The organism is Hydrogenophaga sp. BPS33, from assembly GCF_009859475.1.
GTDB lineage: Bacteria > Pseudomonadota > Gammaproteobacteria > Burkholderiales > Burkholderiaceae_C > Hydrogenophaga.
The window spans coordinates 5281087-5295850 of sequence record NZ_CP044549.1 but is presented as its reverse complement, the minus strand read 5'-3'; the positions used below and the strand labels follow the sequence as shown (position 1 = coordinate 5295850).

The 14764-nt window shown below is 65.5% G+C and carries 13 protein-coding genes; 11 read left to right on the top strand and 2 right to left on the bottom strand.

What is annotated here, in order from left to right:
- Positions 1 to 3 precede the first annotated feature (3 nt).
- From F9K07_RS24400 to F9K07_RS24380, 5 genes are all read left to right on the top strand, one after another.
- Positions 4 to 900, top strand: a complete 897-nt coding sequence (locus F9K07_RS24400) for a LysR substrate-binding domain-containing protein (protein WP_159595874.1) — start codon at positions 4 to 6, stop codon at positions 898 to 900.
- A gap of 106 nt (positions 901 to 1006) precedes the next feature.
- On the top strand, positions 1007 to 1993 hold the full coding sequence (locus F9K07_RS24395) for a Bug family tripartite tricarboxylate transporter substrate binding protein (RefSeq protein WP_236581489.1): 987 nt from the start codon (positions 1007 to 1009) through the stop codon (positions 1991 to 1993).
- 4 nt (positions 1994 to 1997) lie between these two features.
- Complete coding sequence (locus F9K07_RS24390) at positions 1998 to 2294, top strand: (2Fe-2S)-binding protein (RefSeq protein WP_159595873.1); 297 nt, start codon at positions 1998 to 2000, stop codon at positions 2292 to 2294.
- Positions 2291 to 3745, top strand: coding sequence for an FAD/NAD(P)-dependent oxidoreductase (locus F9K07_RS24385; RefSeq protein ID WP_159595872.1), 1455 nt, complete (start codon positions 2291 to 2293; stop codon positions 3743 to 3745). The genes F9K07_RS24390 and F9K07_RS24385 overlap by 4 nt, the downstream gene beginning before the upstream one ends.
- Positions 3746 to 3777: 32 nt before the next feature.
- Positions 3778 to 4146 (top strand): RidA family protein, encoded by a 369-nt coding sequence (locus tag F9K07_RS24380; RefSeq protein WP_159595871.1) that lies wholly within the window; start codon positions 3778 to 3780, stop codon positions 4144 to 4146.
- A 57-nt stretch (positions 4147 to 4203) separates the two neighbouring features.
- Here the strand turns inward: F9K07_RS24380 and F9K07_RS24375 are convergent, their stop codons facing one another.
- Positions 4204 to 5148: a LysR substrate-binding domain-containing protein gene (locus F9K07_RS24375; protein ID WP_236581486.1), complete on the bottom strand. Its 945-nt coding sequence runs from the start codon at positions 5146 to 5148 to the stop codon at positions 4204 to 4206.
- A gap of 149 nt (positions 5149 to 5297) precedes the next feature.
- Here F9K07_RS24375 and F9K07_RS24370 point away from each other — a divergent pair, with 149 nt between their 5' ends.
- The 6 genes from F9K07_RS24370 (at position 5298) to F9K07_RS24345 (ending at position 13371) form a co-directional block, all read left to right on the top strand.
- Positions 5298 to 7334 carry a hydantoinase/oxoprolinase family protein gene (locus F9K07_RS24370; RefSeq protein WP_159595870.1) on the top strand — a complete coding sequence of 679 codons (2037 nt, stop codon included), beginning with the start codon at positions 5298 to 5300 and terminating at the stop codon, positions 7332 to 7334.
- A gap of 9 nt (positions 7335 to 7343) precedes the next feature.
- On the top strand, positions 7344 to 9101 hold the full coding sequence (locus F9K07_RS24365; RefSeq protein WP_159595869.1) for a hydantoinase B/oxoprolinase family protein: 1758 nt from the start codon (positions 7344 to 7346) through the stop codon (positions 9099 to 9101).
- Positions 9102 to 9136: 35 nt separating this feature from the next.
- On the top strand, positions 9137 to 10111 hold the full coding sequence (locus F9K07_RS24360; protein ID WP_159595868.1) for a Bug family tripartite tricarboxylate transporter substrate binding protein: 975 nt from the start codon (positions 9137 to 9139) through the stop codon (positions 10109 to 10111).
- 55 nt (positions 10112 to 10166) lie between these two features.
- Positions 10167 to 11627, top strand: a complete 1461-nt coding sequence (gene tldD / locus F9K07_RS24355; protein WP_159595867.1) for a metalloprotease TldD — start codon at positions 10167 to 10169, stop codon at positions 11625 to 11627.
- 216 nt (positions 11628 to 11843) lie between these two features.
- Positions 11844 to 12968 (top strand): 3-deoxy-7-phosphoheptulonate synthase, encoded by a 1125-nt coding sequence (locus tag F9K07_RS24350; protein ID WP_159595866.1) that lies wholly within the window; start codon positions 11844 to 11846, stop codon positions 12966 to 12968.
- A gap of 82 nt (positions 12969 to 13050) precedes the next feature.
- Positions 13051 to 13371: a hypothetical protein gene (locus F9K07_RS24345; RefSeq protein WP_159595865.1), complete on the top strand. Its 321-nt coding sequence runs from the start codon at positions 13051 to 13053 to the stop codon at positions 13369 to 13371.
- Here the strand turns inward: F9K07_RS24345 and mpl are convergent.
- Positions 13365 to 14750: a UDP-N-acetylmuramate:L-alanyl-gamma-D-glutamyl-meso-diaminopimelate ligase gene (mpl, locus tag F9K07_RS24340; RefSeq protein WP_159595864.1), complete on the bottom strand. Its 1386-nt coding sequence runs from the start codon at positions 14748 to 14750 to the stop codon at positions 13365 to 13367. The genes F9K07_RS24345 and mpl overlap by 7 nt on opposite strands.
- Positions 14751 to 14764 lie beyond the last annotated feature (14 nt).

The window sequence follows — 14764 nt, the reverse complement described above, 5'->3', positions numbered from 1 at the left end:
CGCATGCCGCCCCCACTGCCCTCCCACCGGATGATCGAGGCCTTTCGCGCTGCTGTGCTGCATGGCGGCATCAGTGCGGCGGCTGAGGCGCTAGGTACTTCCCAACCTGCCCTGAGTCGCGACATCGCCAACTTGCAGAAGCTGGTCGGTTTCCAGCTATTCGCCAAGCACGGGCGCACGGTCAGGCCGACCGAAGAGGCGCTGGCGCTGATGGCCAAGGTGCAGCAGTCCTTCCTGGGGTTGGAGGACATCGCGCGCTTCTACGAGCAACTGCGCAAGCAGCGCATCGGCCGCCTTTCTGTCTGCGCGATCCCGGCGATCGGTCATTCGGTCATGCCGGCGGCCATGGAGTTTCTGCGCCGTCGGCAAGAGAAGGTCGTGGTGAGCCTGGAGATCGCGTCCTCGATTGAAGTTGCCCGCCGTGTGCGCAATCGTCAAGCCGACCTGGGCTTTGCCGCGCAGGGACTGGCGTTCGGTGACGTGGAGGCGGTGGCCGAGTTCACCAGCGATTGCGTGTGCATCGCCGCCGCTGGCCAGTTTCCCGCTGGATGGCGCCAGGTCGGCTTGGCGCAACTTCCTGGCAGACCATTTGTGGCACTGCGCGGAACGCTGCAGAAACGGCTGGAGGACATGCTGGATGGCATTGGCGCCGAGTTGGACGTGGTGGCGGAGGCCTCGCAGTCCCTTTCGGCCAGCGAATTGGTGCTGCGCGGGATGGGCGTTTCGGTGGTCGATCCTTTTACGGCCGCCATGCACCGGCAAAAAGGAGGCAGTGCTCTGCCGTTGGCTCCCGCGCTGCCCTACACCGTCCAGGCGCTGGCGATGGGCGATGCCCGCATGAGCGCGCCGGCACGCGATCTGCTCCAGTACGTGCAGTCCGTCCTGGGCGCCTCGGACTGACGACGCATACCGCTCGCGGATGAATTCGCCAACCTGCTGGGATGGGTTGCGGACCAGGCTTTTCCTACGATGGCCGTTCTGCAACTTAACCCAGCGAGGTCAGCACATGGCGATGCAATCTGGCGTGACACGGCGTCTGGCCGCATGGACGTCCGTTCTCTGTCTGCTCGGATGTTGGCCGGCGGCGCAGGCGGCGTATCCCGAGCGGCCCATCCGCTGGATCATTCCGGCCGCAGCCGGTGGCGGCGCCGATGCCGCGGTGCGCGTCGTCACGGCCGCCTTGACGAAGCGCATGGGCCAGCCCTTCGTCCTGGACAACCGGCCAGGAGCGGCAGGCGCCATCGGGCTCAACGCGATTGCGAAGGCCGCGCCCGACGGCTACACCATTGGTACCGCCAACCTCTCCAACTTCGTGGTCGCTTCCATCGCAGCGCGGCAGCTGCCCTATCGCCCGGCGCAGGATTTCACGCCGATCGCACGGCTGACGACACAGCCCAACCTGCTGGGTGTGGCCACCTCGTTACCGGTCCATTCGGTCGCTGAGCTGACCACATACGCCAAATCACATCCGAGCCCACTGTTCTACGGTTCGTCGGGATCGGGCTCGGCATTGCACGTGGTCACCGAACTTTTTCGCACCAGCGCCGGCATCGAGCTCACGCACGTGCCCTACAAGAGCAGCGTCGCGGCGGGCACCGACCTGGCAGCGGGGCAGGTCCAGCTGATGATCGACAACCTCAGCACCATGGTGCCCAACGTCAAGGGGGGGCGCATTCGTGCGTTGGCCACCACGGGTCCCAAACGCTCGCCGCTGCTGCCCAATGTGCCGACCATGGCCGAGGCCGGTGTACCTGCCGCCGAGATGCTGACCTGGGGTGGCGTGGTCGGGCCGGCCGCCCTGCCCGAGGAGGTGGTCAGCCGGCTCAGCGCAGAGATCACGGCTGTCCTGAAAGACCCGGCCGTGGTGCGCCAGCTCAACGATTTGGGCTACGAATCCGCGCCGCAGAACGCAGCGCAGTTCGCGGAATTGATCAAGTCCGACAACGCCCGTTGGGGCGCAGTCATCCGGCGCGGAAACATCAAGGCGGACTGAAGGCATGGCTCTGTTCCATACCGCGGATTGCGCTGTCGAGCATGTCGAGGTCCGCGTTGCTGGTCGCTCGGTGTCGGTGCCTCCTGCCTGTTCCGCGGCAGCGGCCGTGCTGCTGGCAGGAGAGACCACCACGCGAATCGCACCCGGGGATCTGACGCCGCGTGCACCCTACTGCATGATGGGTGTCTGCTTCGAATGCCTCATGACCATCGACGGCGTGCCCGATCGTCAGGCATGCCTGATCCGTGTGGTGCCGGGCATGGTCATCGACATCGCAACGCACGTCGAGGAGCTGCGATGAGCGCCGCGCCGGGCCGCCCCAAGCAAGCTCGCATCGCTGGCGTTGTCGAAGGTACACCCGTGAGCGCCGTCGATTTGGTGATCGTGGGGGCCGGCCCTGCGGGACTCGCGGCCGGTGTCGCTGCGCGGGAACTGGGTCTGAGCGTGATCCTCCTGGACGACCAGGAGGCGCCTGGCGGACAGATCTACCGCAACATCGAGGACAACCTTCGGCGCTGCACCGACGCAGGCCTGGGCGCAGACTACCTCCGCGGCGCCGGCCTGGTCCGACGCTTCCGGGATTGCGGTGCGCAGTACCTGGCCCGGAGCATGGTCTGGCAAGTGGATGCCGACGGTTCTGTGTACTACAGCCGCATGGGCCGCAGCCATCGGCTGGCCGCCGCCTGCGTGCTGCTGGCCACCGGTGCCATGGAGCGGCCCCCCCTTGCTCCGGGCTGGACTCTGCCCGGGGTGATGACCGTGGGTGCGGCCCAGATCATGCAGAAGACGGCCCAGGCGTTGCCCGCGAAGGACGTCTGGATCGCGGGCTGTGGTCCCCTGGCGCTGTACTACGCCGCTAGCCTGGCGCGCCAAGGCGTGCGCCTGGCCGGGTTTCTGGACACTGCCGTCCCGAGCAACCGCAGGGTCGCCGTTCGGCACTGGGCTGGCGCGTTGCGCCGCGCGGCGTATCTCGCGAAGGGGGTCGGCTACCTGGCACGCTTGCGCTTGTCGTCCGTGCCGTATTTCGGAGGCGTGACCGCACTCGAGATCCAGGGAGAAGAGCGCGTGCAGGCCATTCGCTGGAAGAGCCGCCACGGCTGGCAGGAGCGGCCGGCGCAAGGTGTGCTGCTGCACGAGGGCGTCGTGCCTCACACGCAGCTCGCGCAGGCCATCGGTTGCGCCCACGTCTGGGATGAGCACCAAGCCTGCTTCCGACCGGTCGTTGGTACGGGTGGGGTCACCTCGATCGACCGCATTCTGGTTGCTGGAGACTGCGCGGGCATCGGCGGAGCCCGTGCGGCCGAGCTGCAGGGCCGCTTGGCGGCCGGCGAGGCAGCCGCGCGCCTGGGCAGGCTCGGTGCCACGGCCAGGGTCGACTGGTCTGCGGACACGGAGCGCCAGCTGGTCAGGGAAATGGCGATTCGCCCATTTCTGGATGCGCTCTATCTTCCGCGCGAGGAGGTGCGGCTGCCGCCCGATGTGCAGCTCGTCTGCAGGTGCGAATCGGTGACCGCCGGCCAGGTGCGCGAGGCCGTACGCTCCGGTTGTCGCACCGTCGACGGTGTCAAGTCGCAGCTGCGTTGCGGCATGGGGCCCTGCCAGGGTCGCGTCTGCGGACTGCCGGTGGCTGCCCTGGTCGCCGATGAGCGCGACATCGCGCCGGACGCTGTCGGCCCGTTGCGACTACGCCCTCCGATCCGGCCCATCAGCCTTGACGAACTTGCCCACTTGGCCGTCGCCAGCGAGGGCTGAAAAAGATCCTCGACGCTTTGCACATGAAATCCATGAACGACATCTCCCGCATCGATTGCAACGAACGCCGCAGCCGCGTGGTCATCTACAACGGCATGGTGTTCGTCGGCGGCCAAACCTCCGACAACAAGGATCTGGACATCGGTGGTCAGACGCGCGAGGCACTGCGCAAGGTCGACATCTATCTGGCCGAAGCAGGGACGGACAAGAGCAGGCTGTTGTCGGCGCAGATCTGGTTGAAGAACATCGAGCGCGACTTCCACGGCATGAACGAGGTCTGGGACGCGTGGACCGCGCCGGGCGCCAGTCCCGCGCGGGCCACGGCCCAATGCAGCATGGCCAAGCCTGGGACGCTCGTTGAAATCCTCGTGACCGCGGCAGCTCCGGCCGCTGCACGCTGAGACAGCGCAATCTCCATCTGGCATTCGCCCGCCCGCTTGCGGGTGGATGCAGCCGTGTCAGGCCGGCCCCTTGTCTTTCAGAAGGCCCTGCATGACCTGAACGAAGTCGTTGACCACCATGGAGCGTGGCTGATGCGCGGGCAGCACCATCGAGAAGATGTAGGGCACCGTCGGCACCAACGGGCGGACGACGATTCGCGGATCGCGAAAGTGGGCGGCGGTGAACGGGTCGGCTACCGTGATGCCCAGGCCTGCAGCCACCATGCTGCAGGCCGAATGCGCGAATGTCGTCTCGACGGCGGGTTGGCAGGTGACGCCCGCTGCCGCGAGCGCCATTTCCACGCGCGTGCGCAGGGGGCTACCGCGGTGCAGGGAAATGAGGGCCTGCCCTTGCAAATCCGTGATGCGCACCGCTTTGCGCCGGGCCAGGGCGTGTCCGCGCGGCAGCACACACACGGCAGCAACGCCGGGATGCGGGAAGATGTCCACGCCCGGGTATTCGCCGCCCACGAACCCGATGTAACCGATGTCCACCTGGTGGGCGGCGGTCAGTTCCAGAACGCCCAGCGAGGGGCACACTTCCAGCGAGGTGGCGACTCCAGGCCGGGACTGTGAGAAGCGTTGTATGGCCTCGCTCAGCAACCCCAGTCCCAGGGCGCTGATGGACGCGATGCGCAATGTGCCAATGCGGGCCGACTTGAGGTCTTGGGCCACGCGTTCGACGTGCTCGATGCCTTGGTAGAAGCGATCGACCTCACGGAACAGGCGCTCCGCTTCAATGCCGGGAATCAGCCGGTTGCCCTCTCGCCTGAACAGACGCATGCCCACTGCACGCTCCAGATCCTTGATCAGACGGCTTACCGCAGGCTGGCTGATCTCCAGCAATTCCGCAGCCAGCGTCATGCTGCCGGTGCGCATGACCTGGCGAAAGGCTTCGAGTTGTCGAGGGTTGAGTTGCATGCCGTGATGGCCTTCGCAGGAGGGCGAGTGGGCGATCAGCATAACATTTGTTTATGTGCGTCCAACCCGGTCTGGCGTTGTGGCGCAGCGAATGTCGTGTCACGATTCCTGCACCGATTTCAGCGCTTTGAAACCGGCGTCGCGATACCGCAGCGTCGGGGTTGCGAAGGCGTCAGACAACTGGAACAGACATGGTTCGAATAGGTATTGATGTTGGCGGCACGTTCACGGATTTCGTGATGTCGGACACCCGCACGGGGCAGCTTTCTTTTTTCAAAGTGCCGTCTTCGCCGGCGGATCCATCGGAGGCCATCGCCGATGGCACACGGGAGTTGCTGGCGCGCTTCGGCGTTGCGCCGCAGGAAGTCGAGTACTTCGGTCACGGTACGACGGTGGCCACCAACATGGTGATTGAGCGACGGGGTGTGTCAACCGGTCTGATCACCACCCGCGGATTTCGTGATGTGTTGGCCATTGGACGGCAGACGCGCCCGGCGTTGTACGACTACGCGGTGCAAAAGCCCGCACCACTGGTGCGCAGGGCGCACAGGCTGGAAAACGAAGAGCGTCTGGATGCAGGAGGAAATGTCCTGCGCCCGCTCGACGAAGCTGCACTGGAGGAACAGGCACGTGCGCTGGTGGCTGCTGGCGTGCAGTCATTGGCAATCGTCTTCATCCACGCCTATCGAAATCCGGGGCACGAGGAGCAGGCGCGCCGCGTTGTGCAACGGGTGGCACCGAGTCTGCATGTGAGCATCTCTTCGGAGGTGCTGCCCGAGTTCCGGGAATTCGAGCGCACGTCGACCACGGTACTGAATGCCTATGTCGCGCCTCGGATGCAGCAGTATCTGGACCGCCTAAGCGCTCGCATGCTCGAAGTGGGCGTTCAGGCCGACCCGCTGACCTTCCATTCCAACGGCGGCCTCATGCCGACGGAAACCGTGAAGCGCCTGCCGGTGCTGACCTGTCTTTCCGGGCCAGCGGCCGGTGTGGTCGGATCCACGATGATTGGCGCTGCGACGGGTCTGTCGGAGATCATCACCTTCGATGTGGGGGGCACCAGTACCGACGTCTCGCTCATCACCGGCCAGCGGCCGAGTTTCACGTCGGATCGGTTGATCGCCGGATATCCGGTGAAGATGCCCATGGTCGATATTCATGTTGTCGGGGCGGGCGGAGGCAGCATTGCTCGATTGGACGACGTAGGCGCCCTGAAAGTGGGACCGGAGAGCGCCGGCGCCGTTCCGGGGCCGGTCGCATTCCGCAAAGGCGGAAGCCAGATCACGGTGACCGATGCCAACATCGTGCTGGGCCGACTCCACCCGCAGCGCCTGCTCGATGGCCGCATGGCCGTTGACCGTCATGCCGCTGTGCAAGCCATCGAGTCGCAGATCGCCCGGCCGCTGGGGTTGTCGGTGGAGGAGGCTGCCTACGGCATCGTGCGCATCGCCACGGCCAGCATGAGCCGCGCCATCCGCGCCATATCGAACGAGCATGGTCACGATGCCGCCGAATTCGTGTTGTTTGCCTTCGGTGGTGCTGGTCCGTTGCATGCAGCCGAAGTCGCGAAGGAGTGCGGCATGAGCCGCGTACTCATTCCCAACGAGCCAGGCACCATGTGCGCGCGTGGCATTCTTCTGTCGGACGTGAGCCGGGACTTCGTGCGGACCCAACTGGCACCGCTGGATGACGCGAGCTGGAAGGCCTTGGGCGCGCTGGCGCAGCAGATGCAGGATGAGGGGAACCGCTGGCTACAAAGCGAGAAGGTGCCCGAGCCTCTTCGGCGGTTTCATCTGGCCATCGACGCGCGCTATCGAGGCCAGACACACGACATCCGGGTACCGGTGCAGTCGGTTGAGCCGGGCGCACGAGCAGCGTTCGAGGAAGCCTTTCACTGCTGCCATCAGGCCCAGTATGGCCATGACCACGCCGACCGCCCCATCGAGGTCGTCACCTGCCGGATGCAAGCCGTGGGCCAGGTGCCCAAGCCCGACATCCAGCGAACCGGGTCCGCAGTGTCTTCGAACCGTCCGACCGGAAGGCGAGATGTGTATTTCGGCGATGGACACGGCTGGGTGTCAACGCCCGTGCTCCACCGCGATGCGTTGGCCCTCGATACGGAGCGGGTCGGCCCGCTGGTGATCGAGGAAATGAGTTCGACGACCGTGGTCCCGCCGGGTACGCGGATGCGCGTCGACCTGACCGGAAACATTCACCTGGAGATCTGAGTTGTGAACATGACTGCATCCCATACCCCGGCATCCGCTGTTGCGTTGCCCGACTTTGATCCGATTGCGGTCGAGGTTTTTACCAACCGCCTGCTGGCCGTCACCGAATCGATGGCCAGCAACATGATGCGCGCCTCGTTCTCGCCTCAGATCAAGGAGCGCCGGGATTTCTCCGTGGGAATCTTCGACCACCGCGGCCAGCTGATCGCTCAGGGAACCCACATTCCCGTGCACCTCGGTTCGCTGTTGGGGGCTGTCGAGGCCGTGTGCTCCCGCTATGCACCCGAAGACATCCGCGATGGTGATGTCTACATGTGCAACGATCCTTACGCCGCAGGAGGCACACATCTGCCGGACATCTCCATCATCACGCCGATCTTCATCGGCGGTCTCCTGGTCGCTTTTGCGGCCAACATTGGCCACCATTCGGATGTCGGTGGTCCCATACCCGGTTCCACGTCGGCTCGGGCCCGCACCATCTACGAAGAGGGGCTGCGCATCCCAATCCTGCGGGTCGCACGTTCGCATGTTGTAGACGAGGACGTGATCGCCCTCGTTGCGTTGAATTCACGCCTGCCGCAAGAGCGGGCCCTCGATCTGCGCGTGCAAGTTTCCACCAACGCGGGTGGTGCTATCGCAGTACGTGCGCTGGTGGCTCGCATGGGCGGTATCGGCGCTTTCCATCGGGCCATCGACGACGTGCTGGCCTATACCCAGCGCCGCGCGCAGCGGCGCATCGACAACCTGACGCCGGGCCGCCACAGCTTCACGACCTGGCTGGACGACGACGGTAGTGGCGAGGGGGAGCCCGTTCCTGTGGTGGCCACGCTCTTTGTGGAGGAGGGCAAGCTGGTGGTCGACTTGGCCGGCAGCGGTCCCGAATCGAAGGGCGCGCTCAACGTGGCAGAGAGTGCATTGCGGGCGACGGTCTACTACTGCGTGAAGGCCATGCTCGACCGGGATCTCATGGCCAACAGCGGCATGGCCCGGGCCATCGAGATCCGCGCACCGCAAGGCAGCATTGTCAACCCGCGCCCGCCAGCAGCCTGTGGCGCGCGGACGATCGCCTGCCAGCGTGTGGCCGGAGCCATCTTCGGCGCCTTCCGCGCGCTGGTGCCGCGGGACCGACTGATGGCGTCGAGCAACGACACCTTGCCGCAGATCTCCTTCTCGGGACAGCTCGTCGATACGGACAGCTTCTACCTCTGTGGCGAGACGCTGGGCGGCGGTGGTGGCGCAAGAGACGACGCCGACGGTATGGATGCGATCCATGTCCACGTCACGAACTCGCTGAACCTGCCTTCGGAAGTGCTGGAGAACGAATTCCCGCTGCATGTGGAGCTGTACGGACTGGCCGAGGATTCTGCGGGGGCTGGACGCCACCGTGGCGGGCTCGGCATCGTGCGCGAAGTTCGCGTGCTTCGGGGTGACACTGTGATGTCCTCCCGATCCGATAGCCACTTCCGCGGCGCGGAGGGTGCGGAAGGCGGAGGGGAGGGAGGGCGAGGTCTGTTGCTGCTCAACGCGGGTCTTCCACACGAGCAGAAGCTGGCTTCCAAGGTGTCGCAGGTGGTGCTGGCCCGCGGCGACACCGTCCGCATCCAGACGCCTGGCGGCGCGGGATTTGGCGATCCTGCAGAGAGACCTATCGAGGCACTGGCCGACGATCTCCAGGACGGCGTCATGTCCATGGCCGTGGCCGAAAAACTCTATGGCGCTGAACGTGCCCGGGCAGCACGGGCCCGCTTGCCTGCGCGCTCAGTCTGAGTCCGCAGATCCCATCATCTGATCCAAGGAAAACCATGAAGCGTATTCATTCCCTGCTGTTGTGCCTGGCGGCCTTCGCATCTGCACCTGCGCCCGCCTGGAGCCAGGACAACTACCCCAACGCGATCGTGAAGATCGTCGTACCCTTCGCCGCTGGTGGGTCCACAGACCTCCTTGCTCGCAGCTTGGCAGAGCGGCTCGGGGAAGCCTGGAAACAGCCTGTCATCGTCGAGAACCGTGCGGGCGCCGGTGGCGTGATCGGCGCGGAGTATGCAGCCAAGGCCAAGCCCGATGGTCACACCTTGTTGCTGGGCACCGTCACCACCCATGCGGTGGCGCAGACCTTGTATCCCAATTTGCGTTACGACGTGCAGCGCGACTTCCTGCCGGTCACCGAACTGGTGACGATTCCACAGATCCTGTCGGTGCACCCCTCGCTGCCGGTCCGTTCGTTGGCCGAATTTGTCGCCTATGCCAAGGCCCACCCTGGCGAGATTCCGTACAACGGCAGCGTCGGTGCCACACCGCACATGTCCATGGCGATGCTTGCCACGCGCGCGAACATCTCGTTGCTGCCGGTCCCCTACAAGGGTTCCGGTCCCGCCATGAACGACCTGATTGCGGGTCAACTGACCGCCAGCTTCGATGTGGTCATGACCACGTTGCCGCATTTGCAGGCAGGGCGGTTGCGCGCGCTTGCCGTGACCAGCGCCCAGCGCAGCCCCTTGGTCCCTGACATTCCGACCGTCGCGGAGTCGGGCTTTCCTGGCTACGAGTCGGACGTGTGGTTTGGTCTCTTTGCCCCGGCAGGAACGCCTGCGGCCATCGTCCGCAAGGTCAGCGAGGACAGCCGACGGGCGCTCATCGACGCGGCCATGCGCAAGAAGCTGGAGGAGGCCGGCTTCACGATCGTCGCCAGCAACCCTGCAGATTTCTCAAGGCGCGTGAGCAACGACATCCAGAAATGGCGCAAGGTGATCATTGACGGCAAGATCAAGATCGACAAGTGAATGGCGCGAAGACCCTGGCGTTGGCACAGGGGGCGACCATTCTTACAATGGCCCAATGATTTCACGCGAACCCACCCTGGCCCGCCTGGCCACCGCCCAAGGCTTGTTGCTCGATCCCTTCGGTCTTTCTCCCTCGCACCTGCAACGTGCCCTGGGCGAGATCATGTCCCACGGTGTCGACGATGCCGACCTCTACTTCCAGACCACCCGCAGCGAGGGCTGGAGCCTGGAAGAGGGCATCGTCAAGACCGGCAGTTTCAGCATCGACCAGGGCGTCGGCGTGCGCGCGGTCAGTGGCGAGAAAACCGCTTTCGCGTACTCCGACGATTTGTCCTGGAGCTCGCTGCTCGACGCCGCGCATACCGTGCGCTCGATCTCCGCTCAAGGCCAGGGCCGCCAGGTGAAGGTGCCGGCCGCCAAGGTCTCCAAGTCGCGTTCGCTGTATCCGGGTCTGGACCCCATCGGCACGCTCGACAGCACCGCCAAAGTCGCGTTGCTGGAAAAAGTGGAACGCATGGCCAAGGCCAAGGACCCGCGCGTGAAGCAGGTCATGGCCGGCCTGGCGAGCGAGTACGACGTGGTGCTGGTGGCGCGCGCCGACGGCACCCTGGCGGCGGACGTGCGCCCGTTGATCCGTCTGTCGGTCACGGTGATTGCCGAGCAGGCGGGCCGGCGCGAGGCCGGCTCATCGGGTGGCGGCGGCCGTTTCGGGCTCGGCTACTTCGACGACGAGCAAGTGCAGGCCTATGTCGACGAAGCCGTTTCCTATGCCTTGACCAATCTCGACGCCCGCCCCGCGCCCGCCGGCGAGATGGTGGTGGTGCTCGGGTCGGGCTGGCCTGGCATCCTGCTGCACGAAGCGGTGGGACATGGCCTGGAAGGCGACTTCAACCGCAAAGGTTCCAGCGCCTTCTCCGGCAAGATCGGTCAGCGCGTGGCCGCCAAGGGCGTCACCGTGCTGGACGACGGCACCATCGCCGACCGCCGCGGCTCGCTCAACGTCGACGACGAAGGCCATGTCTCGCAGAAGAACGTGCTGATCGAAGACGGCATCCTGCGCGGCTACATCCAGGACGCGATGAACGCGCGCCTGATGGGCGTCAAACCCACCGGCAACGGCCGGCGCGAGAGCTATGCCCACGTGCCCATGCCGCGCATGACCAACACCTACATGCTCGGCGGCGACAAGGCGCCCGAGGAAATCGTGGCCAGCATCAAGAAGGGTCTGTACGCCACCAATTTCGGGGGTGGCCAGGTCGACATCACCAGCGGCAAGTTCGTGTTTTCCGCCAGCCAGGCCTACTGGGTGGAGAACGGCCAGATCCAGTACCCGGTGAAGGGTGCGACGCTGGTGGGCAATGGCCCGGACGCACTCACCCGCGTGAGCATGATCGGCAACGACATGAAGCTCGACAGCGGTGTGGGCACTTGCGGCAAGGAAGGCCAGAGCGTGCCGGTGGGCGTGGGTCAGCCGACCTTGCGCATCGACGGCTTGACGGTCGGCGGAACCGCTTGAAGTTGCCTGTGCTACATTCCAACCCCATGTCTTCGCGCTTCGTCTTTTTTGCTTTTTACTTTTGGTTCTCAGTCCCCGGCGGACGAGAGGCGAAGCTGTAAGCGCATCACCGAATCTCGATCAAACCGCCGGAGCGTCAAGCCCGGCGGTTTTTTTTCGTCCCTTCCCCCTCTCTCTCTCTCTTCTTTTCATTCAACCCCACTCAGGAGCCTCGTGATGACCGCCAAAAACGCCTCCGCCAGCAGCGACGCCTGGCATGCCCGTCCCGCCGACAAGACCAGCCGGACCGACGACGAACGCATCAAGGACATCACCGTGTTGCCGCCTCCTGAACACCTCATCCGCTTCTTCCCCATTGGCGGCACGCCCGTGGAAGCGCTGATCAGCCAGACCCGCCGACGTATCCACCACATCCTGCACGGGCAGGACGATCGCTTGCTGGTTGTGATCGGCCCTTGCTCGATCCACGATCCCGAAGCGGCAGTCGACTACGCGCGCCGCCTCAAGCCCCTGCGCGAGAAATACGCCGACACGCTGGAGATCGTGATGCGCGTGTATTTCGAGAAACCCCGCACCACCGTAGGCTGGAAGGGCCTGATCAACGACCCCTACCTCGACGAGAGCTACCGCATCGACGAAGGCCTGCGTATCGCGCGCCAGCTGCTGATCGAGATCAACCGCCTGGGCTTGCCGGCGGGCAGCGAATTTCTCGACGTGATCTCGCCGCAATACATCGGTGACCTCATCGCCTGGGGTGCGATCGGCGCGCGCACCACCGAGAGCCAGGTGCACCGCGAACTGGCTTCCGGTCTTTCCGCGCCGATCGGCTTCAAGAATGGCACCGACGGCAACATCAAGATCGCGACTGACGCGATCCAGGCCGCCTCGCGCGGCCACCACTTCCTCTCGGTGCACAAGAACGGCCAGGTGGCGATCGTGCAGACCAACGGCAACAAGGACTGCCACGTGATCCTGCGCGGTGGCAAGGCGCCCAACTACGACGCCGCCAGCGTGGCCGCTTCGGTGAAGGAGCTCGAAGCCGCCAAGCTTGCGCCGCGCCTGATGGTGGACTGCAGCCATGCCAACAGCAGCAAGCAGCACGAGAAGCAGCTCGACGTGGCGCGCGACATCGCAGGCCAGATCGAGGCGGGCTCGCGCAGCATCTTCGGCGTGATGATCGAGAGCCACATCGAGGCGGGTGCGCAGAAGTTCACCCCGGGCAAGGACGATGTGGGCGCGCTCAAGTACGGCCAGAGCATCACCGACGCCTGCCTGGGCTGGGACGATTCGCTGCAGGCGCTGGAGGTGCTGTCGCAGGCGGTGAAGACGGCTCGCGGCTGAACAGGGTCAAGGGCTTTCAGGGGTGGATCGCGCGCGGCGCGCGGTCCACAATGGGGCGAACGACCGATCAGGAGAAACGCACATGCGTAGCCACGTTTCCGTGAGTTGGGGCGAACCCGCCACCTACCGCTTCGACCTGGAGGAGGTGCAGCCCATGCCGCACGACCAGGCCCGCCACTGGCTCGATGAGCAGTTCACGGTGCTGGGCTGCGACCCCATTCGGCCGACGGGAAAGGTGTTGACCGCCGACAAGATCCTGCGCGTGGCCGAGGCTGCGGGCGAAGCCCATTTTCGCGATGCGGCTCACGGCGACTGGGCCATGGCTTTCGCGCGCGCGGCGAGTGCGGCGCTGGCCAAGCCGGTGGTGTCGGTCGACGTGCCGAACCACGCGCTGAATTACTGAGCCAGGGTCTTCAACAGGCGGTCGTGCACACCGCCGAAACCGCCGTTGCTCATGCACACGATGTGGTCGCCCGCTTGTGCGGCGGACGTCACCTGCGCCACCACTTCGTCGATGTTGCGACCCACCTGCGCACGGGCTCCCATGGGGGCCAGGGCTTCGCCGGCGTCCCAGTCGAGCCCGCCGCTGTGGCAGAACGCGAGGTCTGCCGCTTCCAGGCTCCAGGGCAGTTGCGACTTCATCGTGCCCAGTTTCATGGTGTTGCTGCGCGGCTCGAACACCGCCAGGATGCGCCCGCGTGGCGTGCCGAGCTTGCGCGCCAGACCGTCGAGCGTGGTGCGGATGGCGGTGGGGTGGTGCGCGAAATCGTCGTAGACCGTGATCGCACCGCCCGCGCGTTCCACCGTTCCGCGCACCTCCATGCGCCGGCGCACGTTCTGGAACGTGGCCAGGGCCTGGGCCGCGTGCGCCGGGGAAACGCCCACGTGTTCGGCGGCGGCGATGGCCGCCAGCGCGTTCAGCTGGTTGTGCACACCCGTGAGTTCCCATTCCACTCGGCCCACGGGGTTGCCCTGGTGCAGCACGTCGAAGGCATGCGGTTCGCCGTGCGCGGTGAAGTCGCTCACCGCTGCGCCAAAGCTGCGCACCTCGCTCCACAGGCCCTTGTGCAGCACGCGCTCCAGGCTGTCTTCCAGCCCGTTGACCACCACGCGGCCTTGACCAGGGACCGTGCGCACGAGGTGGTGGAACTGACGCTCGATCGCGGCCAGGTCGTCGAAGATGTCGGCGTGGTCGAACTCGAGGTTGTTCAGGATCGCGGTGCGCGGCCGGTAGTGCACGAACTTGCTGCGCTTGTCGAAGAAGGCGGTGTCGTACTCGTCTGCTTCAATGGTGAAGAGCTTGCCTTGGCCCAGGCGCGCCGACACACCGAAGTTCAGCGGCACACCGCCGATGAGGAAGCCCGGATTCAAGCCATGGGCTTCGAGGATCCAGGTCAGCATGCCGGTGGTGGTGGTCTTGCCGTGGGTGCCGGCCACCGCCAGCACGTGGCGGCCTTGCAGCACGTGTTCGGCCAGCCACTGCGGGCCGCTGGTGTAGGGGGCCCCGCTGTCCATGATGGCTTCCATCAGCGGGAACTTGGACGTGCCGTCCGCCAGGCGGGCGCGGCTGACCACGTTGCCGATCACGAACATGTCGGGCTTCAAGGCCAACTGGTCGGCGCCAAAGCCCTCGATGAGGTCGATGCCGAGCGCGCGCAGCTGGTCGCTCATGGGGGGGTAGACACCGGCGTCGCAGCCGGTCACGCGGTGGCCGGCTTCGCGGGCCAGGGCGGCCAGGCCGCCCATGAAGGTGCCGCAAATGCCCAGGATGTGAATGTGCATGCGGCGATTTTAGT